Here is a 23,595-nt window from a genome sequence, read left to right as displayed (position 1 = left end):
ACATTATGAAAGAATCAAATTTACCCCTACAACAGTGGATGATAACCAAGATTTTAGCAAAAGATTTCGATAAGCGCCGTGAGCCGCATTTGCGGTATGTCTCATACACTGAACGCTTCGACGAACTTATTGATGGCATAAAATTTGTGTGCGAGCTCATCGACAAGAACGCAAAAATCAAGCGAATAGACCAATCAGCAAGTCAACGCTTGTGGGACACATTGAACTGGCTAAGCCTGCAATACTCATCGGGATGCTCAGTTAGCTTATTTAGAGAGTCATGGCCCCACATTTTAAGTTGGACAGAGCAATACGCCGAGACCCATGAGGCTCATCACCTATCTAACAATGCGGACATAATTACTCCACATATCTCAATAAATGATGATGAATATTGGATTGTGGCCTTGAGATTAATCTGCTTTGGCTTGCTGACGGGAAATGCTGAGCACATGCCTAAAATCATGGCAATCATCGATTATGCAAATACAGAACTAGGCATACAAGACGGCCTACTCGAACGCCTGGTCGCCCCTTTCGTTCCTGGGCGCGGTACGCTCCCAGATACCGCCACCCGCCATCTTCCCTACCGCAAGCTGTTCAAGGTATTCGATGCCGCCCCCGACAAGCGCCCGGCGCTGATGGCCAAGTACCTGGACGAGTGGTATCACGCCAGCCGCCGCGAGCCCTATATCGACCAGCATGGCGAAGCAGACTTCAGTTTTTATGGCTACTGGTCGTGGGAAGCTGCCGCCGTCACCTGGCTGCTGCAGATTGACGACAGCAGCTACCGCGACATACCGTTCTACCCCCGCGACCTGGCGGACTTTGCCCACAACCTGCCGGCTACACCCGCTACGCCATCGGCACCGCCGCCCACCTACGCCGGCCAGCCCTGCCCGCGCGCCGGCTACTGGTTCACCCTGGCCCAACACGGCTCGCGCCGCCACTTCGCCCAGGACGATCTGTTCCCTGAGATCCCCAGTGAAACCAGTAAGGGCCTCACCCTCTGGCAATGGGCCGATGACCAGGGCGACGAGGGAACGTCCGGCCAATGACCACAGCCAGCCCACTGCCATCAGCCGCTCTTAATACGCCAGCTCTGCCGAACTGGGAGCAGTGGGCTGTCTCAAAAATACCGGCTGATCAATTTGAGCAACGTCGAGAACCACATCTTCGTTACGTCACATACACAGCACAGTTTGATGAAATTCTTGAACGCATCCAGTTGGTCTGCACAAGAATCTCTACTATTGCGATTGGAACAAAACCTGGTGGAATGATGAACTCCACCAACCTTCGTCTATGCGACCTCTTAGACTGGCTTAGTTTGCAATACTCCGCCGGAGCTCCAGTGGAGCTATTTGCCGAGATTTGGCCCTGCGCAATGGAGTGGGCTGAAGAATATGCCCAATGCCATACCGCCTACCACGACTCGCCGGAATCGGGTAACCATTTGACACCGCATGCGGCATTGCGTACCGAAGATTACTGGACGATGGCCCTGCGTCTAACCAGCTTCGGCCTATTGACTGGCAATGCTGCGCAAATGCCACGGGTGATGCAGTTCCTCGACTATGGCAATGAGGATAAGGGGGTGCGTGACGGCCTGCTTGAACGCCTGGTCGCGCCCTTCGTTACGGGCCGTGGCATCCCGCCGGATACCGCCACCCGCCATCTGCCCTACCGCAAGCTGTTCAAGGTGTTCGATGCCGCCCCCGACAAGCGCCCGCCGCTGATGGCCAAATACCTGGGCGAGTGGTATCACGCCAGCCGCCGCGAGCCCTATATCGACCAGCATGGCGAGGCGGATGTCTCCTTCTACGGCTATTGGGCCTGGGAAGCAGCCGCCGTGACCTGGTTGCTGGACATCGATGACAGCAGCTACCGCGATATGCCGTTCTACCCCCGCGATCTGCTGGACTTTGCCCGCAACCTGCCGGCCCCGCCCGCCACGCAGCAGCAAAATACCTGACGCCTACCCACTGATGCGTCCGCCGGGCGCGCAAGGAGTGAAAGATGAACTTCCCTGGCAAGCGCCCCGTCCGGCTGGGCGACAAGACCACCCACGGCGGTGCCGTTATCGCCGCCCCCAACCGCAGCTCGGCCGGGGGCATCCCGCTGGCGGTGATCGGCGATGCGGTCAGTTGCCCCAAGTGCGGCCCGACCACGATTGCCGAGGGCGATGCCACCTGGACTATCGACGGCAAACCCGTGGCACTGAATGGCCACGCCACCGCCTGCGGTGCCAAGCTGATTGCCAGCCTGCCCGCCTGAAACCGGCCATAGACTGGGGCCGCCGCTGCACCGCCGATGTGAGTACGCATCATCAAGGAAATGGCTTGTCCTTACGGGCGGCCGTAAATCAACACGGAGCAAGGAGACACCAGCATACTGATACTTTCACGCCATCCGGGCCAGACACTGATGGTCGGCGACAACATTCAAGTAACGATTATCGAGGTAAAGGGCAACCAGCTACGCATCGGCATACAGGCACCCAAGGAGGTCGATGTTCATCGGCAGGAAATCTACGACCGTATTCGTGCCGGTCTCCCCAAGCCCAACTCCGGCAACCATCCACAGTAGTAAATCGCATTACCTGATCAGCCTTCGCTGATCAGGAAGGAGAATTGACCAGGCTGTTCCTGACCCGCCGGCGCGGCGAAGTCGTAATCATCGGCGACGCTATTCAAGTCACGGTCATGCAGTTCGATCTGCATCAGGTTCGCCTGGGCATCCAGGCGCCCGGTGACCTTGAGATTCACTGGCAGGAGAACGCCCGTGATATCCGCACCCGCGCCCAACCGCAAAGCCCGGTTATCGTAGACCGCCGGCATACTGAAACCGTGACGATTGGCGGCAGCATTCAGATAGCGATATTGCAAACCGGCCTACACCAGATCCGCCTTGGCGTTGAGGCACCCCGGGATGTTCGCGTCGATAGAGATGAGGTCCATCACCGCCCCCAGGTAAAACGCGCCAGCGAGGCCGCACCGCCGCCAGCCCCAGCCCCAGCCCCAGCCAAGCGAACCCTGCGCACGCTCTCGCTCAAACGCCACTGATCATATTTCGACCGGGCCATTTTTGGCCCGGCCTAGCCAAAAATGGCACAGTTAAAACCCTTTATTTTCAATCACTTAATATATTCCAGGCCAAAAATGGCCCGCCGCAACTGGATTCCACCTCGATTTACCCGGCCACACACGCGCCACCACCGCACCAGAATATCCACGCAGCCCAGTAAGTACGCAGGGTTCAAAGAAGCTTCCGGGCCAAAACACGTATTGGCATGCCCCCTGCAATGTCGTCCTCGTCCCCGCATGGGACGGCATCAACGGCCACTGCGGCCCTCTCGACGACATAAGGAATTCGTCATGTCCACACCCGCCTACATCGCCATCACCGGCAAAACCCAGGGCAACATCACCCAGGGCGCCTTCACTTCCGATTCGGTCGGCAACGTCTACCAGGAAGGCCACGAAGACCAGATCCTGGTGCAGGAAATCAAGCACCGCGTCACCACCCCTACCGACCCGCAAAGCGGCCAACCGTCCGGCCAGCGTGTGCATAAGCCGTTCGTCTTCACCTGCGCGCTGAACAAGGCTATCCCGCTGCTGTACCAGGCCCTGGCTACCGGCGAAACCCTGAGCAAGGTGGAAACCCAGTGGTTCCGCACTTCGGTCGAGGGCAAGCAGGAACACTTCTTCACCACCCTGCTCGAAGACGCCACCATCGTCGACATCAATACCGTGCTGCCGCACGCCCAGGACACCAGCAAGTCCGGCTACACCCAGCTGATCGAGGTCAGCATGGCCTACCGCAAGATCACCTGGACTCACGCCGTGGCCGGCACCGAGGCCTCGGACGACTGGCGCAAGCCTGTCGCCTGATGAGCGAACCGCCGCTGCCGGCCAGCGCCGGCAGCGGTTTCTCTTTGCCTACGGACTGCCGGACACTCCATGCCGGCCCGCAAGGAGCACGTCATGCCGCGCCAATCCGACCTGCGCTTTACCGTCACCGCACCTGCCGGCGATTTCGAGGTGGCCGCCTTCTCCCTCGACGAGGCCCTCTCCACACCCTTTCGTCTGCACCTCGAACTGGCCAGCTTCGACCCGGCCATCGATTTCGCCCAGCTGCTCGACCAGCCCCTGACCCTCAGCATTGCCCAGGGCAGTGTTGTGCGCCATGTCCATGGCCTGGTCAGCACCTTCGAACAAGCCGACACCGGCCACCGCCGCACCCGTTACCGCGCCACCGTCGAGCCCGCCCTGGCCCGCCTCGGCCTGTGCGCCGACTGGCGCATTTTCCAGGCGTTGAGTGTTCCCCAGATCATCGAGCAGGTTCTCAAGCAGCACGGCATCACCGATGTCGAACTCGTTTCCACCCGTGAGCACCTGCCGCGCGAGTACTGCGTCCAGGCCGGCGAGACCGACCTCGATTTCGTTGAACGCCTCGCCGCCGAGGAAGGGTTTTACTACGCCTTCGAGCACCGCGCCGACGGCCACCGCCTGGTCTTCAGCGACCGCCTCTACAGCCACGGTGCCATCGACGGCGAACCCGTCACCTACAACCCCAAGGCCGGTGGCGATGCGCCCAGGCCCGCGCTGCACCGCTTCGTCTATGCCGAGCAGGTGCGCACCGCCCGCCAGACCCAGCGTGACTACACCTTCAAGCACCCGCGCTACAACCAACAGCACAGCGTCGACGGCGTTGAGCTCGACCACCAGCGCAGCGACTACGAGCGTTACGCGTACCCTGGCCGCTACAAACAGGACGAGGCTGGCAAGCCCTTTACCGAGACCCGCCTGCTTGCCCTGCGCGGCGATGCCCGCCTGGCCCGTGTCGAAGGCGACGATGCCCGTCTGCTGCCCGGCCCCGCGTTTACCCTCAGCGGCCACCCGCGCGAGGACATGAACCGCGGCTGGCGCACCCTGCGCTTGCATCACGAGGGCGTGCAGGCCACCAGCCAGCAGGAAGACGCCGCCGACGCCGAACAGGGCACCCGCTACCACTTCAGCGCCGAGCTGCTGCATGACCACACCGACTGGCGCGCCCCGCTGCCGCCCAAGCCACGTATCGACGGCCCACATATCGCCACCGTGGTCGGCCCCGCCGACGAAGAGATTTACTGCGATGAGTTCGGGAGGGTCAAAATCCAGTTCCCCTGGGATCGCCTGGCCGTCGAGGATGAGCACAGCTCCTGCTGGGTGCGCGTCGCCCAGAACTGGGCCGGCCCGGCCTGGGGCCATATCGCCATCCCGCGTATCGGCCACGAGGTCATCGTCGACTTCCTCGACGGCGACTGCGACCAGCCCATCGTCACCGGCCGCGCCTACCCGGCCACCCATCCCACTCCCTACAAGCTGCCGGTGCACAAGACCCTCAGCGCCATCCGCAGCAAGGAGCATCAGGCCGGCCGTGCCAACGAGCTGCGCATCGACGACACCCATGGCGAGATCAGCGCCGCGCTGATGAGCGACCATGCCGACACGGCCCTCCACCTGGGCTACCTCACCCACCCGCGACCCAAGGGCGGCGAACCCCGTGGCGAGGGCTTCGAGCTGCGCACCGATGCCAGCGCCGCCCTGCGCGCGGCCAGAGGCCTGCTGCTCTCGACCGAGGCCCAGCCCGGTGCAGGCGGCGGCCAGCTTGACCGCGACCAGGCCATCGCCCTGCTGGTGAGCGCGCTGGAACTGGCCCGCAACCTCGGCCAGGTGGCCGGCGAAAACCAGGGTATCGGCCACGACCCCGAGCCGCAGCAAACCCTGACTACGGCCGTGCGCGAACTCGACCACGGTGCCAACGACAACCCCAATGGCACCGGCACGGGCGGCGAACCGCTGATCGCCGTCAGTGCCCCGGCCGGTGTGGCCGTAGTCACTTCGCGCAGCGTGGCCATCGCCGCCAGCGAGCATATCGACAGCGTGGCCCAGCAGCACCAGCACCTCACGGCCGGCAAGAACATCGTGCTCAATGCCGGTGACGAGATCGGCCTGTTCGCCCAGAGTGGCGACCTGCGCCATATCGCCCACCAGGGCGAGGTGCTGGTGCAGGCACAGCACAACAGCATCAAGGTGCAGGCCGAGCAGAGCATCGAGCTTAGTGCTTCCCAGCAGTACGTGCAGATCGACGCCGGCACGCACATCACCCTGCTGTGCGGCGGCGCCTACCTGAAAATGGAAGGCGGCAACATCGAGCTGGGCATGCCCGGCAGCTTTATCGTCAAGGCGGCGAATCACCAGCAGGAGGGGCCGGGAGGACTGAGCCGGACGGTGAACACCTGGCCGCACGCGAAGTTCGACGACAAGTTCCAGGTGCTGCTGCATGACGGCAAGCCTGCTGCCAATTACGCCTACGTCATTACCCGTGCCGACGGCGCGACGATCGAGGGCGTTACCGACAGCCAGGGCATGGTCGATGTTCAGCGTGGCCTGAGCATGGAATCGCTTTCCCTGGAAATCCTTGAACCGAATGATGCTAATTGACAGGAGACCCCGGCATGAGCACGGAAGAAACCACTTGCCGCCAGGTGGGCTCGCGGCTTGACAGCAAGACCGCCAACTACCGCTTCGACCATACCCTCACGCCGAACAAGCGGACTGATCCGGTGCAGCTGCGCCTGCCGCCACCGCAGCAGGGTTTGGCGATCTACCCGTTGCGCTATGCCGTGCTGCGCCATGAGTTCCCCCGCGCCAAGTTCCCGACGCTGAATTTTTCCGGTTATGCCGAACTGGGCGACGGCTACCATCTGGGCGTACGCGAGCTGCGCCCGCGCACCCAGCTTTACCTGCTGTACACCGAGAATGGCACGTTCAAGCACAAGCATTACCTGGTGACGGATGCGGTGCAGTTCGCCGAGGTTGTCCCGCCCGAAGATGCCGGCGAAACCACGACCTCGACCGATCAGCAGGGCAACCCGATTACCGTCATGCCCACGGTCTCGTCGGCTGTCGGCTTCATCACCGCGCCGCTGCCAACCGCCGAGCGTGACATCGGCGACACCGCCTATCTGCTGACCTGCGATACACAGCTCACCGCTACCGTACTGGGCAAGCTGGAACGCAATGAAGGCGGGCTGCGCACCGCCACTACCACGGAGATCCGCCTCAAAGGTGGCCCCCGGCAACCCCATGTGCTGGGCACCGAAACGCTGAAGGACATACCCGCCCTGGCCGAGGACGAAAAAACAGCGTCTGTCACTGCTTGAATGGAGCGAAAACCAGCCACAGGAAATGCTCGGCGGCGAGACGATTCACCTCGTCTGTCAACGCCGCTCCCAGCAGCCCGGCCAGTCGCAGCGCCAGGCCCCCGTGGCCGTGGCGCTGCATGACCCGGTTGGCGTCATGAGCGAGTTCGGCCACCTCACCGGCAGCTGCGTGCTGGATCTGCAGGAATGGTCTGATCGCGAGCAGGTGCCGCGCAAGGTCATGGTGTCGAAGTGGATCGATGAGCTCGGCCAGCAAAAAGCCCGAAGCGTCGAGTTGGATACCTACAACAATGACGCTATTGGCAGTGCAACTCGGGGGGCATCCGGTGGTGCGGCCAATGCAGCACGTGATCGGGCGTACCGGGCGGGTCTTGCTGCACGCGATAAGCGCCTGACCAGCGCCCGCAACGATGAACGCCGCGAGTTCATGGCCACCTATGAACAGAAGCGCCAGGAGTTTATCGCCGCCATCGACAAGGCCGCCGCAGCGGCCTATGCCATGTACACAGCCCTGGAGCTTCGCCACGGCGCGGTCATGCGGTTGTACGATGAAACAGATGTAGAAAGCTTTGTTTGCCTGCGCCGGGCGGTCGCCTACTCGATGACCGTACTCGCCTGCGACCCGCAGGGTCGCCAGGTGCTGGAGGCCATGCTGCCCGAAGGCGGCCCCACCGGCCTGATGGCTCGCGCCATCAAGGGGTTTCCGGATTTCGCGGATTTCGTTGATGTTGGCGTCGCCATGGCCCAACAAGGAGTCCTGGTGGCAGCCAGCCTGGCAACCGACCGGATACGGCAACTGGCAGAGCGGGTTCCGCCGGACGATGCCAGCCGCTACCTGAGCAACGTTATTGCCGAACTGGTTGCCCGCAAACGCCTGCGCACACCAGAAGCGTTCGCACGTAGCGTTTACTTCCGCGCGCTCCAGCTGTTGGAAGGCACGCTGGTTGGGCATGAGCCGACTGATCCCAAGAAGGCTGGCAAATGGTTGCTGGAGCGCACTGGCGGCAAGGCAGTCAATGGTTTTCGACCCAGTACCCTGACCCGACACGCCAACGAGTTGATATCTCTCTTCAAGAGCGAGCCGGTGCAGAGCCATCTGTCGGAGATCAATCGTAACGCCAAAGAGCTGCGGGAATCGTCCAACCACTGGCATGGGCTCAAGTTCGGCTTCGGTGCTTTTGGCATTTTTCTGGGAACGTACAACTTACAAGAGGTGGTCAACAAGCTGGGCAATGCCGATGGCCCAGTGCTAGTCAACTCTCTCAGCCTGGCATCTGGCCTACTCGCTACGGGCAGCTCCGTGGCCGTGGTCGGAGAAGCGGGGCATCAGGGACGGGAAGCCGCAGCCAGAACCCGGGCAAATGCAGGAGCAGCCTCACAGGCACAGCACAGGGCCACGCGCTATGGCAACTGGGCTATTGGCATGCTGGCAGCATCTGCAGCGACGACCAGTTTCAAGGAATTGCTACTTGCCGCAAATGCAAACTCGGCCGGCCAGGCTACCGCCCACGTCACAGGCAGCGTACTTCAGGCTGCTGCTGCAACGACTGGCGGTCTGCATCTGATGGGGCGGCTAAGTACGCAACAACATGCAGGAACCCTGGCGCAGCTATCAAGAACAGCCATGACCAGTATGGGAACACGTGCTGCAGGTACGGGAGTTGCTGCCGGCGCTGCTCGTGTGGCCCTTGGAGTCGCCAGGTTGGGGTCTGGCCCGATAGGTTGGACGCTGCTCGCATTGGAACTCTCATACCAAACAATCCGAGTATGGAATGAGAAGAACGCCGAAGAACGTAAAATAACGGACTGGATAGCCCGAAGTATTTGGGGCACAGGGACGCACCGAAATCGGATATTCAGCGACGAAATTCTCACCCCCTTTACACCTGAAGAAGAGACCAAGGAGTTTTATCGCTTCTTTATGGAACCCCATATCGAAACGGATGTGGCGGTACTACGCACAATGGGCTCTTTGACAGTCCCAGTATGGGGTGCCATCAATCAGGCAAACCATGGCAGCCAGTTGCCAGCAGATGCCCGTACTGTCACCGTGGCATTACCTGGTTGGCAACCACAAGTTAGCGCTTACACAATTACGCAACATAATGAACTCCGCCTTACCGGGGTACAAAAGACGCTAAACGACCCTGAGTTAGTTCAACTTCGCGAAGGCGTGGGGTATATTAGTTACCCTACGAACACATTGGGTGGTGACATTGAGGTCAAGTACTGGCCCAATGGTTTTGCTGAGCCCGACTTTGTATTGGAAATGAAGAAGACATGAATCAACAACAGGAACTACCACAAACCAGGGAGGAACTGAACGCCAGAATCGACCAACTCTGGCATGAGGAACTGGAGTGGGTGCGTCAGCACCCCAACCCTGACCTTACCGAATTCAGCGAGCTGATCAAAAAAGAAACACATAAAAGCAATGTCAACAAACTTCCTCCATTGGATATCGCCATGTGGCCGGCAGATGTATTTTGCAACATTAACATTGGCAACACCGAAAAGCTCAATGACCACTTTATAGAACCACCAATGGAAACCCGCGCCTCAGGCGGAGAAAAAATCTTTTGGGGATTTCACAATGGCATGGTGTTATTACTGCTCTCCCACTTGATTGTTGGTAACGAGGATCCCATTTCCCTGCTACTTTTTTATCTTATCGTACTTGTAGTTATTGGCCCCATTATTTATTTCGTAACATTCCGATTTGGAAAAGAAAAACTCGGCCGTACTCGTTATAACCGCCAGGCTCAACTAGTACATATCGACAATGGTAAGGGACATGTTGCCCATACTCCTTGGCGGAACGCAGTCCCCTTAGTACAAACCGGCTTTTGGCCATCCAGCATGATGCGTATCTGCGTACCTCGTCCCCAAGCGGATGCAGAGGAATTCAATCTCCGCACCTCTCGCGCGCCCGGTACACTTGATGACAATCTACGAGATATCTATGGTATCGATATCGCATTAAGCAATGAAGATCATTCCTCTATCCACAGCAATCTACAGCGTCTGGAGTTTATGCGGCGCTATATGGAACACGGCCTACAGGCTATTCAGCCGCACCCACAAGCGATAGAGCAAGGACTAGTGGAAGACCCTGAACAACGCGACGCGCCCAAACGTATCTGTGCCACAGGCTGGGACGGCAAGTACGTTATCTACCCCTTGGGCCGTATCTGGCATTATTTTTGTTTTGGCCCATGGCTGGATAGTCGTGCACGCCGTCGCCTTGAGGGCTTTGAATGGAACGATGAGGTCAAGAACCTCTGCGGCCCCAACCCCGATCTGCGCGGCCTGAACACCCGCCCGGTCAAATCCCGCACCGATGTCTACTACCGCCCTGACGGTGCCAGCTACCGGCTGGTGGATCGCTGGGGCAACCCGCTACGCTTCGAGCCGGCCAAGCAGGCCTGATGGCAATGAGCGAACAGCAGGAAGCAACGCTGATCAGGGACGAACTGAACGCCAGAATCGATCAACTCTGGCGTGAAGAACTGGAGTGGGTGCGCCAGCACCCAAATCCTGATCTGTCCATGTTCGATGCGGGGCTTCAAAAGGAATTAAGCCGGCCTGAAGTGCATGAACTCCCTGCGCTCGATATTGCCATGTGGCCAAAGGACTTAAATTTCAATATTGATACCAGCGATCCAGAAAAATTTAATGACCGTTTTATCGAGATACCAACCAAGCGCAGCAGTTCTGCAATCCTTTTGTTAATCAGCATTCACCATGTCGCTCTGATATTCATCCTGGCATTGGTGTTATTCACTGGTGCATCTCCTGTTGAATTTGCGCCTCTATATTTATTTGCCCTATTAATTCTGGCACCACTCACGTACTACGCCATAAAATCCAATAAAAGATCCGCTGGCAGAATCCGCTATAATCGTCAGGCCCAACTCGTCCATATTGATGATGGTCAAGGTCACATCGCACATATTCCCTGGCGGCATGTCAGGCCGGCAGTGGACAATCGCTACGGCCCAATGGGCGTTCTGCGGCTCTATGCACCACATCCACATGCGGAGATAGAGATCAACAAGCTGCGAACATCAGGAAGCTCTCACGCTTCTTATCTGATGGAGCCTTACACCTGCGATTGCGGAATTGAAGGGCTATATGATCTGCAGCGCCTTGAGTTCCTGCGCCGCTATATGGAACAAGGTATTCAGGCAGTCCAGCCGCAGCCGGGAACGATCCCCCCACAGCAAACGGCCACTCATCCCAGGCACAAGCTGTCTGCGCTGGTTCGCGTATGGCACTGGCTCTGCTTCAGCCCGTTGCTCGATAGGTACACACGCCGTGGCTCCGAGAACGCTGGATGGAGCGACGAAGTCCAGAATCTCTGCGGCCCCGCTCCCGACCTGCGCGGGCTGGATACCCGGCCAGTCAAATCCCGCACCGACACCTACTATCGCCCAGCCTACGACCACCCCGTCAGCTTCGGCTACCGCCTGGTAAATCGCCACGGGCACCCACTCCCCCAGTCGCCTCAGTCACTATCAACAAGGAAATGAGCCTGATGGAAATACGGTTCGAGCAGGCAGACGAAAATGCGCACGATACGATCTTCAAGTTGCTTCAGGGCGAAGGGCATCGCCTTGATAAGATCAGAATGGATCACGACTTTAATGTGATCGAATTGGATGGCAAAAGAGTGCTCGAACAACGCGGCCCCGCCATATCCCTGATCATCAATGAAGCACCAAACCAACTCGAAAAGCAGGCATTCGACTGGCTGAACGAACATTGCCAGCTACGCCCCGCCAAGTACAAGGACGCTTGGTTCTATGCGCTTTGTGCGTGTGGCGGGTGGGCCCTGATCCGCTCTCCCTACCTTGTGGAGGGCGCATCATTTGCCGAAGCAGCAGTGCTTCTCACCATGAATCTGCTATCCACCACTCTGTTCGTGCTGGCCTATCTCATAGCCCGAACCAAATCCCGGCAGAATACGTCCGGACAAGCCTTCAGCATCAGGAAGAACAAGCTGTTCTGGGTGGGAACAGTACTGGTGGCCTTGCTATTTCTGGTGGGCTTGGCAGCCCTGTTCGATAAACCCAGCCTTGCCGCCGTTTCTCTCCTGCCATTGCTTAGCCTGGGAACCGCCGTCATGGCATTTCGCAACGCACGCTACTTCCACACGCTCGAAGTGTTGCAGCGCCATGAGGCAACAGCATGATCAGGCGAATCTTTTCCCTTGCCAAAAAAGCGCTTCCTGCCCTTGCTCCTATCATCCGGCCCCTACGCTACGCTCCGGGGTTCCCTCGCTCCGGGCTTGCTCCCGGGAGGACCGCGCTGCAGGCCCCATCCTGGGGCCCAGCGCTTGACAGGCATCCATGCCTGCCACCTCCCTGCGCAAGCCCTGCGCTCGGCCTCCTGAAGTCGCGATCTGCGGCGCCTGGACTACCGCGCGCTTAGAAGCAAAAGCAACGGCAACGGCAACGGCATCTTGGGCTTAAACTGTAGCTCCATTTCCAGAACGAATCTAATAGATGGGCACCGAAGGCCCGGTAGGCGGTAGCAATCTCCCCGCCCCAGCATTACCCTCGCCCCACCCAATCGGCTCATCAGCAGGCACCCGCATGGCCTTCACCAGTGACTCCCTGACGATCTTCCTGGCCGTGCTGGAGGCCGGGTCTTTTTCCGCTGCAGCGCGCAAGCTAGGCCGGGTGCCATCCGCGATCAGCATGGCCATCGCGCAACTGGAGGCAGAACTAGACCTGCCGCTGTTCGACCGTACCACCCGCAAAGCCTTACCCACCAGCGCAGCGCTGGCGTTGGAGCCGCAGGCCAGGCAGGTGATCTGCCAGCTGAACCTGCTCGATGCTCAGGCCCTGCAATTGCATCAAGGGTTGGAAAAACGCCTGACCATCGCCATGGCACCCGAACTGCAAACAGGGCCCTGGAGCCAACCACTACACGCCTTGGCGCAGGCCTTTCCTGGCCTGGAAGTGGAGGTGCGCTCGGCCAGCCAGCGCGAGGCCATCCGCTTGCTGCATGACGGCACCGTGCAACTGGCACTGGTCTTCGAACGCCCAGGTATCGATGAGCGTGAGTCGTTTCTCGAAGCCGGCAGTCAGCTACTGGTGGCAGTCGCCTCCCCCCGTCACCCCGCCGGCATGCAGGGCGCCTTGCCCCTGCCCGAAGAAACCTTCGCCGAACAGCGGCAGATCATCGTCGCCTCCGGCAACCCCACCGGCTCCGACCCGCGCATGGTGCTGTCCCGGCGCATCTGGCTGACCGATAGCTACCTGGCCACACTGGAGCTGGTGCACTCAGGCCTTGGCTGGGCCTATCTGCCGCAGCCCCTGGTCGAGCCGCTCATCGCGTCGGGCGCGCTGGCTGAGGTGCGCTTTGACAACATGGCCAGTCGCCTGCGCCTGTGGGTGGACATCATCTGGATCAAGCCTCGACCCTTGGGCCTCGGCGCAAGGCACTACCTGGACAGTGTCCGCAAGCTATTCGAAAAGGACCCGCCCAGGGCCTGAGCCAGGCCGCTCACTGCACCGGCGCGAGCAATCGGTACCCTACCCCTGCCTCGGTGGCGATGAAGCGCGGCGCCATCGGGTCGTCGCCAAGCTTCTGCCGCAGGTGCCCGACCACGATGCGCAAATAATGCGTGTCACCCACATGGGTTGGCCCCCAGATGTCCTTGAGCAGTTGCTGCTGAGTGATGACGCGCCCGGGATGGCTCGCAAGTTGCGCCAACAGGGCATATTCCTTGCGGGTCAAGGTCACATCGGCGTCTTCCAGGGTCACGCGTCGCAAGGAAAGATCGACGGTCAGCGGCCCGATGCTGATGCGGGCCGGTGCGCTGCCCATCTGCGGCACCTGCCTGAGCAGGGCACGAACGCGTGCAAGAAACTCCTGAATGCCAAACGGCTTGGTCACATAGTCATTGGCGCCGGCGTCCAGGGCGTCGACCTTCTGTACTTCGCTGGCGCGTACTGACAAGACCATCACCGGCACCGTGCTCCACTGGCGCAGTTCGCGCAGCACCTGCTGCCCGTCCATGTCCGGCAGGCCAAGGTCGAGGACCACCAGGTCAGGCTTACCCAAGGCAGCCTGCGCCAGCCCCTGGGTGCCGTTCTCCGCTTCAAGGACTTTATAGCCCTGGGAAGCCAGGCTGATGCGCAGGAATTTGCGGATCTGAGGCTCGTCATCAATGACCAGCAAGGTGGCGGTCTGGCTCATGGCACGTCGCTTCCGGTGTCCGGTTGGGTAGGCAGCGGCAAGCATAAGGTCATGCAGGTGCCAACACCATCGATGCCCTCGCCAACCCTGACCTGACCGCCATGGGCGCCGACCATGCCCTGGCAGATCGCCAAGCCCAGGCCCGTGCCCTGGCCACCGCGATCACCGCGTGCAGCGGTGTAGAACATGTCGAAGACCTTGTCCCGGTCCGCCAGGGCGATGCCAGGGCCTTCATCGGTGACGGCGATATGCAGCTGCTGGTCGTGCACCGTCACCTCGACACACAGGCGCCCCTGAGCAGGCGAAAACCGTGCGGCGTTCTCAAGCACGTTGACCAGGGCCTGCTCGATCAACGCGGCATGCACGAACAGCAGTGGCAAGTTGGCCGGCACCTGGGTATCCAGGTTCAGGGGTGCCAGCACGGCCCGCAGTCGATGCAGCGCGCTGCCCACGATGTCGGCAGGCGCTACCCAGTCGCGGGCCAGTTTGAGACTGCCGTGCCCCAAGCGGGTCATGTCCAGCAGGTTCTGGATATAGCGGTCCAACCGCTCGGCTTCGTCGCGGGTGCCTTCGAGCAGCTCACGCCGGTCCGATTCGGCAATGGCCTCGCCCAACGCCAGCAAGCTGTCGATGCTGCCGCGCATGGACGTCAGCGGCGTGCGCAAGTCGTGGGATACGGAGGCCAGCAATGCACTGCGCAGCTGTTCGGTCTCGCCGTGCAGACGCGCCGCCTCCAACTGCTCGGACAGCTGTGCCCGGGCCAGGGCCTGGGCCACTGGCTGCGCCAAGCCACGCAGCAATCGCCGCTCGGGGCCACTGAGCGCCTGGCCTGCGCACTGAGCCACGCCCATCAAGGCCAAAGGCTGGCTGTCCACGGTCAAGGGCCACCACCACCAACGCCCTTCGGGCAGTGTATCGCTGCCAAATCCGGCCGCCTGGTCGTGCTGCCAGGCCCACTGCGCCGCTGCGCGCTCGTTATCGGTAAAAGAAGTGGGATCGCCGCTGGCTACGTACAGTTGGCCATGCTCGTCGCGCTGCAGGATGCAGACCTGCAAGCCATGCCGGCCATCGAGGTGCTGGTGGGCAGCCTCCAGCACCGCCTGACGGTCCGTGGCTCCGGTCAGGCGGCGAGACAGGTCCAGCAACTGGATGGTTTGCGCCTGGGTTTCACGCAGGGCCTGCAACTGACTGCGCTGGCGCGCGGCAAGGTTACCCGTGAGCGCGGCCATCAGCAGGAAAAACACCAGGGTCAGCACGTCCTCTTCGCGCTGGATACTCAGGGAAAAGTTGGGCGCAATGAACAGATAATCGTACGCCAGAAAGGACAGCATCGCACAAGCCAGGGCGGGCCCAAGGCTGGTGCGCACTGCCACCAGCAGCACCGCTGCCAGAAACACCAGGGAAATGTTGGGCAACGCCAGCACGCTGGTCACCGCCCAGGCCAGGCCCGCCGCCAGGACGGTCGCGGCCAGCGCCAACAGGTAATGTCGCCATGCCCACACATATCGGGCTGCGGGCTTGGGTGCCGAGCGCTGGACTTGGCGATTGAGCACATTGACCTCCAGACCATGACTGCCCCGCAGCAGCCGTGCAGCGACACCTGCGCCGAACAGTCGGCGGCGCCACCGTTCACGGGACTGCCCTACCAGTACCAGGCTGGCACGCCGCTCTCGGGCATGCTCGATCAGCGTACGGGCCACCTGCGCAGCGCGCAGCACGACCACCTCCCCACCCAGGCGCTCGGCCAGTTGCTGGGCGGCTTGTATTCGCTGGCGCCCGTTCTCGTCGAGCAGGCGCCCGTTGTCCACGTGGACCAGGCTCCAGGGCAAGTGCCGACGCTGCGCCACGCGGCTGGCATGACGCACCAAGCGCTCGGCCTGGTCGTCGCCATCGACCCCGACCAGCAAGCGCCCGCGCAGCGCTGGCGCTGCAGTGCCGCCCTGGCGATAGCCCTGGGCGGCGTCCGCATCGACCTGGGCGGCAGCGGCCTGCATGGCCAGCTCCCGCAGCGCGCTGAGGTTGCGCTGGGAAAAGAATGCGTCGATGGCCGCCCGCGCTTGCTCAGGCACGTACACCTTGCCTTCGCGCAGCCGTTCGAGCAGGTCGCGTGGCGGCAGGTCCACCAGCAACAGGTCGAACGCTTCGTGCACCACCCAGTCCGGCACCGTTTCACGCACCAAAACACCGGTGATGTCGCGCACTTTGTCGTTGAGGCTCTCCAGGTGCTGGACATTGACTGTGGTGTAGACGTCGATACCAGCGGCTAGCAGTTCCTGCACATCCTGCCAGCGCTTGGCGTGGCGGCTGCCCGGCGCGTTGCTGTGAGCCAGTTCGTCCACCAGCACAAGGCTGCCCGGGGTACTGAGCACCCCATCGAGGTCCATTGCGTGCAGGGTCACGCCCCGGTAACGGGTGCGCAACAGCGGTTGCTGGGGCAGGCCCGCCAACAGGGCTTCGGTTTCGGCACGCCCGTGGGTTTCGACCACGCCTACCAGCACTTGGCGGCCCATGCGCTGCTGGGCATGGGCGTGGGTGAGCATGGCGAAGGTCTTGCCGACACCGGGCGCGGCGCCAAGAAAAACCTTCAGCCGCCCTCGCCCCGGCTTTGGGAAATCTGCCAGCAGCGCATCGGCGCGGTCGGAGTCACTCATGGGGTTTCCTTCACAGCAAGGGTCACAAGTCCTGGCCCGAACGGCTCATCCTTTCCAGCGCCTGGTTCAGGGCCAGGACGTTGACCACCGCAGGGCCCACCAATGGGCGCAGCGTGGCGGCTTCGAGCAGACGCTGCAAGCGTTCGATGGGTAGATGTCGGGCGGCGGCTACCCGTGGCAACTGATAGGCCACGGCCAGCGGCGGCAGGTGTGGGTCCAGCCCACTGCCCGAGGTTGTGACCAGCGCCATTGGGACCGGCCCCTGCCCTGGCTGGTGCAGCGCAGCCGCCTGTGCCTGAACACGCTGCATCAAGGCTGGGTTGCCAGGGGCAAGGTTGCTGGCGCTGCTGGCCACGGTCGCGAAATCACCTGCCGAGGGACGGGAATGAAACCAACCGTCACCCTCGAAGCGCTGGGCGATCAAGGCAGAGCCGCGCACGCGACCCTGCTCGTCTTGCACCAGGCTACCATTGGCTTGGTAGGGGAACGCCACCTGGGCAATACCGGTGACTGCCAGGGGGTACAGCGCACCTGTCAGGAAGGTCATCGACAGAACCAGGCTCAGAGCCGGGCGTAGGTATGCAGTCATGATGGCCTCCTCAGACCAGGTGCAAGGCGTTGAGCAACAGGTCGATGACCTTGATGCCGGCGAACGGTACGATGATGCCGCCCAGCCCGTAGATCAGCAGGTTGCGCCTGAGCAGCTGCGCAGCACTGGCAGCCTGTACCTGCACCCCACGCAAGGCCAACGGAATGAGCACGACGATAATCAGTGCGTTGAACACGATGGCCGACAGGATCGCGCTCTGCGGGCTTGCCAGCTGCATGACGTTGAGCACCCCCAGCTGCGGATAAATCACCGCGAACAACGCTGGCAGGATGGCGAAATACTTGGCCACGTCGTTGGCGATGGAGAAGGTCGTCAACGCCCCACGGGTGATGAGCAGCGCCTTGCCAACCTGCACCACGTCCAACAGTTTGGTCGGGTCGCTGTCCAGATCGACCATGTTGGCCGCCTCCCGGGCAGCCTGGGTGCCATCGTTCATGGCCATACCCACATCCGCCTGGGCCAGGGCTGGCGCGTCGTTGGCACCATCGCCGCACATGGCCACCAGACGGCCGTCTTGCTGCTCCTGGCGAATGCGCGCCAGTTTTTTCTCCGGTGTTGCCTCTGCCAACACATCATCCACGCCCGCTTCGGCCGCGATGGCGGCTGCCGTGAGCGGGTTGTCGCCAGTGACCATGACGGTCCTGATACCCAGCTTGCGCAGTTCGGCAAAGCGTTCGCCAATGCCAGGCTTGACCACATCCTTGAGGTGAATCACACCCAGCAGACGCTTGTCGAGGCACACCAGCAACGGCGTACCGCCTGACTGGGCAATGCGCTCTACCTCTCGAGCAAGGGTTGTCGGCATGTCCGCGCGCTGCATCTCGACGAAGGCAAGGAGCGCATCGACGGCGCCTTTTCGATAACGACGTGGCCCCAGGTCGATACCAGACAGGCGTGTCTGGGCCGTGAAGGCTACCGGTTGGTAGTGCCCGGCCGCCGGTTCGACGAAATCATGAAGCTGGTGCAGGTACTCGACGATCGACTTGCCCTCTGCCGTGTCATCGGCCAGCGAAGCCAGCAAGGCCCCCTCCCCCAGCTCACGGGCGGTCACACCGGGCGCGGCGTACAGTGCGCTGCAGCGACGGTTGCCGAAGGTGATCGTACCGGTCTTATCCAGCATCAAGGTGTGTACGTCGCCTGCGGCTTCCACGGCGCGCCCTGAACGTGCGATGACGTTGAGGCGCACAAGGCGGTCCATGCCGGCGATGCCGATGGCAGAGAGCAAGCCGCCGATGGTGGTGGGAATGAGTGTGACGAGCAACGCGGCCAGAAAAATCAGCGGCAAGCTGCCCCCAGCGAAGTGAGCAAAGGGTTGCAGGGTCACCACCACGATCAGAAACACCAGGGTCAGGCCGATCAACAGCATGTCCAGGGCGATCTCGTTGGGCGTTTTCTGCCGGCGCGCGCCCTCGACCAGGGCGATCATACGGTCCAGGGTGGAGTCACCGGGGTTGCTGGCGATGCGGATCAGCAGCCAGTCCGACACCAGACGGGTATTGCCGGTCACCGCCGAACGATCGCCACCTGACTCCCGAATGACGGGCGCAGATTCCCCGGTGATGGCTGCCTCGTTGACGGCAGCGATACCTTCTATCACCTCGGCGTCGGCGGGGATCATCTCGCCAGCCTCCACCCGGACTACATCACCCTTGCGCAGGGATACGGCCGGCACGTTGTCGAAGCTGCCGTCCGGATTGCGACGCCTGGCCGAGAGCCCTTGGCTGCCGGCTTTGAGGCTGTCGGCCCGAGCCTTACCCCGGCCTTCGGCCAGGGCCTCGGCGAAGTTGGCGAACAGCACGGTGAACCACAGCCAGGCTGTGATCTGCACCGCAACGCCTGGGGTGACGCCATTGGCCGGGGCCAGGCACAGCACGGTGGTCAGTAAGGCCGTAATGGCCACCACCAGCATGACCGGTGAGCGTTTGAGCTGACGTGGATCGAGCTTGAGCAACGCCTGCAGCAACGCCGGCCGCCACAGCGCGGCCAGCCGCGTCTGGGCCGATGCGTCTGGTTGGGCCTTGATCTCTGGAATGGGCATGTTCATGGTCATCTCTCAATAGGCCTGGCTCAAATGGTCGGCAATCGGCCCCAAGGCCAAGGTCGGAAGGAAGGTCAGCCCGCCTACCAGCAGGATGGTCAGCAGCAGCAGGAGGGTGAACAGTGGCCCATGGGTGGGAAAGCTGTTCGGGCCTTGAGGTGCCTGTGGCTTGGCTGCCAGGCTCCCAGCCAGCGCCAGGACAGGCAGGATGTAACCGAAACGGCCGATCAGCATCGCCAGACCGATCATGAGGTTGTGAAACACCGTGTTGGCGCCAAAGCCTGCGAAGGCCGACCCGTTATTGGCGGCCACGGAGGTATAGGCATAAAGCAACTGGCTGAAGCCATGGGCGCCAGGGTTGCTCACCGCTGCGGCCGGCCCCTGCAGGCTGGCAGCGACGGCGGCCAGTACCAGCACGCCGACCGGCATCACCAGCAACGTCGCCACCAACAGCTGTACCTCGCGGGCTTGAAGCTTCTTGCCCAGGTACTCCGGCGTGCGGCCGATCATCAGCCCGCACAGGAACACTGCGATCAGCACGAACAGCAACATGCCGTACAGGCCTGCCCCGACGCCGCCGAAGATGACTTCGCCGACCATCATGTTGACCATGGCTACCATGCCGGTCAGTGGGTTGAGGCTGTCGTGCATGGCATTGACCGAGCCGTTGGAGGCTGCCGTGGTAGTGACCGTCCACAACACCGAGCCCGTGGTACCGAAGCGGCTTTCCTTGCCTTCCAGAGGGGCTGCCTGCTCCACCTCGCTGACGTGCAGCGCCGGGTTGGGCTGGTGTTCGGACCACAAAGCCGATGCGCCGCCGACCAGAAACAATGCAAGCATGCAGGCCACAATGGCGCGGCTCTGGCGCAGGTCTTTCACGTAATGGCCGAACATGAACACCAGGGCCACGGGAATCAGGATGATCGCCGACACCTCGAACAGGTTGCTCCACGCTGTCGGGTTTTCAAACGGATGCGCCGAGTTGACGCCGAAGAAGCCTCCGCCGTTGGTACCCAGCTGCTTGATCGCAATCTGGCTGGCTGCCGGGCCGAGCGGGATCAGCTGCTCAGTCCCCTGCAATGTCAGGGCATGGGCATAGTCGCTGAAGGTCTGGGGCACGCCCTGCCACACCAACAGCAGCGCCAGTACCAGGGACAGGGGTAACAGCCCATAAAGCGTGGCCCGGGTCATGTCCACCCAGAAATTGCCCAAGGCCGCACTGCTGCGACGGGCGATACCACGGCACAAGGCTACCAGCACGGCCAGGCCCGTGGCCGCACTGACGAAGTTCTGCACGGTCAGGCCGAGCATCTGGTTCAGGTAGCTTATGGAGGCCTCGCCGCTGTAGGCCTGCCAGTTGGTGTTGGTCACGAAGCTGACTGCGGTGTTGAAGGCCAGCGACCACTCAAGGCCGGGTAAGCGCTGCGGATTCAATGGCAGAAGGCCTTGGGCCAACAGTGCGCCGAACAGCAGTAGGAACCCAACCAAATTGAAGATCAGAAGCGCCAGGGCATAGTGGCGCCAGCCCTGCTGCTGCGATGGGCAGACCCCGGCCACCCGATAACAGGCATTTTCGATCGGTCCCAGTAATGGCGTAAGCCAGGTGCGCCGGCCTTCCATGACATTAAAGTAGAACCTTCCCAGCCAAGGGGCCGGTAGCAGGACAATAGCGAAGAAGGCCAGCAGCAAGGCGATATCGTAGGCGTGCATTGGCGCCCCCTTAGCTGCGATCGGCGCGTAGTAGCGCCGTCAGCAGGTACACCGCCATGGCCACTGCGATCAGCAGTGACAACCCTTCGAGCAAGTTCATGAATCAATCCCCGTTGATGCGGCTGCGGCCGCTTTATGGGGATTTTCGGTCAGGCCAGCGTAAAGGCTCGAGATCGTGGGGGCAGGCCTGGCATAAAGAACACGTAAAGAAACATGCTCGACCAGGCGGCAGGCCTAGGCAGTCGGGGTAGGCTGCACGTTGCGACTCCAGTCCAGCAGCAGGCTGTAGCCGATGGCCAATAACGTCGGGCCGATGAACAGGCCGATGAAGCCGAAGGCAATCAGGCCGCCGAACACGCCGAGCAACACGATCACCAGCGGTAAGTCGCCGCCACGGCTGATCAGGTAGGGCTTGAGCACGTTGTCCACGCCACTGATCACGAAGGTGCCCCAGATACCCATGAAGATCGCCATGCCGTAGTCACCCTTCCAGATCAGCCAGCCGGTCACCGGCAGCCAGGCCAGCGGCGGGCCCATGGGGATCAGGCTGAGCATGAAGGTGATCAAACCAAGCACGATGGCACCCGGCACGCCTGCGATGAGAAAGCCGATCAATGCGAGCAGGGCTTGCGCCGCCGCCGTACCGATCACGCCATTGACCACCCGTTGTACCGTGCCGGCTACCAGGTTCAGGTAATACTCGGCGCGCTCGCCGGTCAGCCGGTGCAACAGCCGAAGCACGAACGCCGAGAGCCGCGGCCCGTCGCGGTAGAAGAAGAACACGAAGACCAGGCTCAGGGTGAGTTCCAGCACGCCACTGCCGATCTGCGCGCTGCGGGCCAGGAGCCAGTTGCCTACTTGCCCCAAGTAAGGTTTGACCGACGCCAGCAGCGCGGCGCCCTGCTGGTCCAGCGACGACCACCAGCTGGCCATGCGTTCCCCTACCAACGGGATGTCGACCAGCCACACAGGCGCATTCGGCAGGCCATCGACCTGCACATCACGCACGAACAAGGTCGCATCACGAATGTGGTCGGCCAGGTTGAAGCCCAGCCAGACCAAAGGCAGCGCCACGATGAGGATCCAGGCGCTGGTCAACAATCCGGCGGCAAGGGTTTCGCGCCCACCCAGCACGCGGGTCAGGAACCGCATCAAGGGCCAGCTGGCGAATGCGAGGATGGCGCCCCACAGCAGCGCCGAGATGAAGGGTGCCATGACCCACAGGCCGGCGCCAAGCAATGCCAGCAAAAGGATCTGGATCAGCAGGCGATCATTGTCAACCATGGTCTTGCTCGTCAACGGATCAGTTCGAGGTGCAGGCCATCGGTGGGCGAATCGCCGAGCTCCAGGCGAGCGCTGCGTACACCGGCCTTTATCAGCGCTTCACGCCAGGCCTCGGCCTGGGCGCCGCTCAGGGAGGCGCGCAAGGTGCTGTCCAGGTTGAGGCTGCGTGCAAGCAGGGTTGCCCAGGCCGGCTGCGGCTCGCTCAGATCAGGATAATCGAGCTTGCCAGTGTCACGCATTTCACGCAGCACGGTTGCAGCAGTAGGCAGCAGTTCACCCAACGGGCTGGCGGCGACGAACTCCTCCACATGCAGGTAGGCCCGACGGTTACCACGGGTCACGCTGTAGAGTGCGACCAACGTATCGGCCTGCTCGGCAGAGCGGCGCAGCAGGATGAACGCCTGGCGCTCATCGCCACCATTGAGCCGAGCATTGGCAAAGACATCGTTGGCCCACAGGCTAGCCTCGCCACAGTCGCGGCCCTGGCACCAGAACAACGGGTACCCGCCGTCTTGCTGCAAGGCCTCGCGCGCGCGCGTGAAAGCCTCCCGCGCGGAGCGCTCAACCGGCAGCTCATAGGTGGTGGAACTGACCTGGCCACGGCTCTCTACTTTATCCTCCACCCGCAGGCGGCCGCTGATCTTGCGCAGTGGCCCCAATGGATAGATGCGCTCCTGCTGCACAGCCGGGCGCTGATCGACAACCTTGGCGTCCACTGGCACTGGCAGGCTGCCGGCCCAGAGCGTGGTGCTGGCGAGCAGAGCGCTGATGGCCAAGAGGCCACGCAAGGCGGCAGGCGCATTCATAGGCGCCCCACGCGGCGCTCGGCGTCAAGGTGAAGCATGTACATGTCTGGCAATTGCATGGTTGTCTCCCTGATCAA

At 61.7% G+C, this 23,595-nt stretch carries 22 protein-coding genes; 13 read left to right on the top strand and 9 right to left on the bottom strand.

From position 1 onward, the window contains the following. Positions 1 to 5: 5 nt before the first annotated feature. The 8 genes from FS767_RS10120 to FS767_RS10085 all read left to right on the top strand — a co-directional run bounded on the left by FS767_RS10120 (position 6) and on the right by FS767_RS10085 (position 7,210). Positions 6 to 1,058, top strand: coding sequence for a PoNe immunity protein domain-containing protein (locus FS767_RS10120; protein ID WP_256674253.1), 1,053 nt, complete (start codon positions 6 to 8; stop codon positions 1,056 to 1,058). Further along, positions 1,055 to 1,975 carry a PoNe immunity protein domain-containing protein gene (locus tag FS767_RS23335; protein ID WP_144965145.1) on the top strand — a complete coding sequence of 307 codons (921 nt, stop codon included), beginning with the start codon at positions 1,055 to 1,057 and terminating at the stop codon, positions 1,973 to 1,975. The genes FS767_RS10120 and FS767_RS23335 overlap by 4 nt, the downstream gene beginning before the upstream one ends. 44 nt (positions 1,976 to 2,019) lie before the next feature. Further along, positions 2,020 to 2,277, top strand: coding sequence for a PAAR domain-containing protein (locus FS767_RS10110; protein WP_144965143.1), 258 nt, complete (start codon positions 2,020 to 2,022; stop codon positions 2,275 to 2,277). Positions 2,278 to 2,391: 114 nt separating this feature from the next. Further along, positions 2,392 to 2,589 carry a carbon storage regulator CsrA gene (gene csrA / locus FS767_RS10105; protein ID WP_144965141.1) on the top strand — a complete coding sequence of 66 codons (198 nt, stop codon included), beginning with the start codon at positions 2,392 to 2,394 and terminating at the stop codon, positions 2,587 to 2,589. 44 nt (positions 2,590 to 2,633) lie between these two features. After that, positions 2,634 to 3,065 carry a carbon storage regulator gene (locus tag FS767_RS10100; RefSeq protein WP_144965139.1) on the top strand — a complete coding sequence of 144 codons (432 nt, stop codon included), beginning with the start codon at positions 2,634 to 2,636 and terminating at the stop codon, positions 3,063 to 3,065. 312 nt (positions 3,066 to 3,377) lie between these two features. Then, the gene (locus FS767_RS10095) at positions 3,378 to 3,893 is read left to right on the top strand and encodes an Hcp family type VI secretion system effector (RefSeq protein ID WP_144965136.1); all 516 of its coding nucleotides are present in this window, start codon (positions 3,378 to 3,380) and stop codon (positions 3,891 to 3,893) included. A gap of 93 nt (positions 3,894 to 3,986) precedes the next feature. Then, a complete protein-coding gene (locus FS767_RS10090; protein ID WP_144965134.1) occupies positions 3,987 to 6,488 on the top strand; it encodes a type VI secretion system Vgr family protein in 2,502 nt (833 codons plus the stop codon). Between the two features lie 14 nt (positions 6,489 to 6,502). Further along, complete coding sequence (locus FS767_RS10085) at positions 6,503 to 7,210, top strand: hypothetical protein (protein WP_144965132.1); 708 nt, start codon at positions 6,503 to 6,505, stop codon at positions 7,208 to 7,210. On the opposite strand, the gene FS767_RS23045 is transcribed toward FS767_RS10085, so the two are convergent. Continuing rightward, positions 7,200 to 7,364, bottom strand: a complete 165-nt coding sequence (locus tag FS767_RS23045; RefSeq protein ID WP_218571729.1) for a hypothetical protein — start codon at positions 7,362 to 7,364, stop codon at positions 7,200 to 7,202. The two genes, FS767_RS10085 and FS767_RS23045, sit on opposite strands and share 11 nt — an antisense overlap. On the opposite strand from FS767_RS23045, the gene FS767_RS10080 reads away from it, so the two are divergent. The 5 genes from FS767_RS10080 (at position 7,347) to FS767_RS10060 (ending at position 13,713) form a co-directional block, all read left to right on the top strand. Then, on the top strand, positions 7,347 to 9,494 hold the full coding sequence (locus FS767_RS10080; RefSeq protein WP_144965130.1) for a hypothetical protein: 2,148 nt from the start codon (positions 7,347 to 7,349) through the stop codon (positions 9,492 to 9,494). The genes FS767_RS23045 and FS767_RS10080 overlap by 18 nt on opposite strands. Beyond that, complete coding sequence (locus FS767_RS10075) at positions 9,491 to 10,639, top strand: hypothetical protein (RefSeq protein WP_144965128.1); 1,149 nt, start codon at positions 9,491 to 9,493, stop codon at positions 10,637 to 10,639. Before FS767_RS10080 ends, FS767_RS10075 begins: the two co-directional genes overlap by 4 nt. A 5-nt stretch (positions 10,640 to 10,644) precedes the next feature. Further along, positions 10,645 to 11,742, top strand: a complete 1,098-nt coding sequence (locus tag FS767_RS10070) for a hypothetical protein (protein ID WP_144965126.1) — start codon at positions 10,645 to 10,647, stop codon at positions 11,740 to 11,742. A 5-nt stretch (positions 11,743 to 11,747) separates the two neighbouring features. After that, a complete protein-coding gene (locus FS767_RS10065; RefSeq protein WP_144965124.1) occupies positions 11,748 to 12,404 on the top strand; it encodes a hypothetical protein in 657 nt (218 codons plus the stop codon). A gap of 403 nt (positions 12,405 to 12,807) precedes the next feature. Beyond that, positions 12,808 to 13,713 (top strand): LysR family transcriptional regulator, encoded by a 906-nt coding sequence (locus FS767_RS10060; RefSeq protein ID WP_144965122.1) that lies wholly within the window; start codon positions 12,808 to 12,810, stop codon positions 13,711 to 13,713. 10 nt (positions 13,714 to 13,723) lie between these two features. Here FS767_RS10060 and FS767_RS10055 read toward each other — a convergent pair whose 3' ends face one another. The 8 genes from FS767_RS10055 to FS767_RS10020 all read right to left on the bottom strand — a co-directional run bounded on the left by FS767_RS10055 (position 13,724) and on the right by FS767_RS10020 (position 23,518). Further along, positions 13,724 to 14,419 carry a response regulator gene (locus tag FS767_RS10055; protein WP_144965120.1) on the bottom strand — a complete coding sequence of 232 codons (696 nt, stop codon included), beginning with the start codon at positions 14,417 to 14,419 and terminating at the stop codon, positions 13,724 to 13,726. Beyond that, complete coding sequence (locus FS767_RS10050) at positions 14,416 to 17,070, bottom strand: sensor histidine kinase KdpD (protein WP_144965118.1); 2,655 nt, start codon at positions 17,068 to 17,070, stop codon at positions 14,416 to 14,418. Before FS767_RS10050 ends, FS767_RS10055 begins: the two co-directional genes overlap by 4 nt. 22 nt (positions 17,071 to 17,092) lie before the next feature. After that, positions 17,093 to 17,659: a potassium-transporting ATPase subunit KdpC gene (kdpC, locus tag FS767_RS10045; RefSeq protein WP_144965116.1), complete on the bottom strand. Its 567-nt coding sequence runs from the start codon at positions 17,657 to 17,659 to the stop codon at positions 17,093 to 17,095. 10 nt (positions 17,660 to 17,669) lie between these two features. After that, a complete protein-coding gene (gene kdpB, locus FS767_RS10040) occupies positions 17,670 to 19,724 on the bottom strand; it encodes a potassium-transporting ATPase subunit KdpB (protein WP_144965114.1) in 2,055 nt (684 codons plus the stop codon). Between the two features lie 9 nt (positions 19,725 to 19,733). Continuing rightward, positions 19,734 to 21,428 carry a potassium-transporting ATPase subunit KdpA gene (gene kdpA / locus FS767_RS10035; RefSeq protein WP_144965112.1) on the bottom strand — a complete coding sequence of 565 codons (1,695 nt, stop codon included), beginning with the start codon at positions 21,426 to 21,428 and terminating at the stop codon, positions 19,734 to 19,736. Between the two features lie 10 nt (positions 21,429 to 21,438). Beyond that, positions 21,439 to 21,528 carry a K(+)-transporting ATPase subunit F gene (kdpF, locus tag FS767_RS10030; protein ID WP_058639621.1) on the bottom strand — a complete coding sequence of 30 codons (90 nt, stop codon included), beginning with the start codon at positions 21,526 to 21,528 and terminating at the stop codon, positions 21,439 to 21,441. 134 nt (positions 21,529 to 21,662) lie between these two features. Further along, positions 21,663 to 22,712, bottom strand: a complete 1,050-nt coding sequence (locus tag FS767_RS10025) for an AI-2E family transporter (protein ID WP_144965110.1) — start codon at positions 22,710 to 22,712, stop codon at positions 21,663 to 21,665. A gap of 11 nt (positions 22,713 to 22,723) precedes the next feature. Then, entirely contained in the window at positions 22,724 to 23,518 is a 795-nt protein-coding gene (locus FS767_RS10020) for a DUF4892 domain-containing protein (RefSeq protein WP_144965108.1), read from the bottom strand. Positions 23,519 to 23,595: the final 77 nt, after the last annotated feature.

It is taken from the genome of Pseudomonas sp. DE0010, assembly GCF_007680745.1.
Classification (GTDB): domain Bacteria; phylum Pseudomonadota; class Gammaproteobacteria; order Pseudomonadales; family Pseudomonadaceae; genus Aquipseudomonas; species Aquipseudomonas parafulva_B.
Note: the sequence above shows the minus strand (reverse complement) of the source record. Positions and strands in the feature narration are given on the sequence as shown.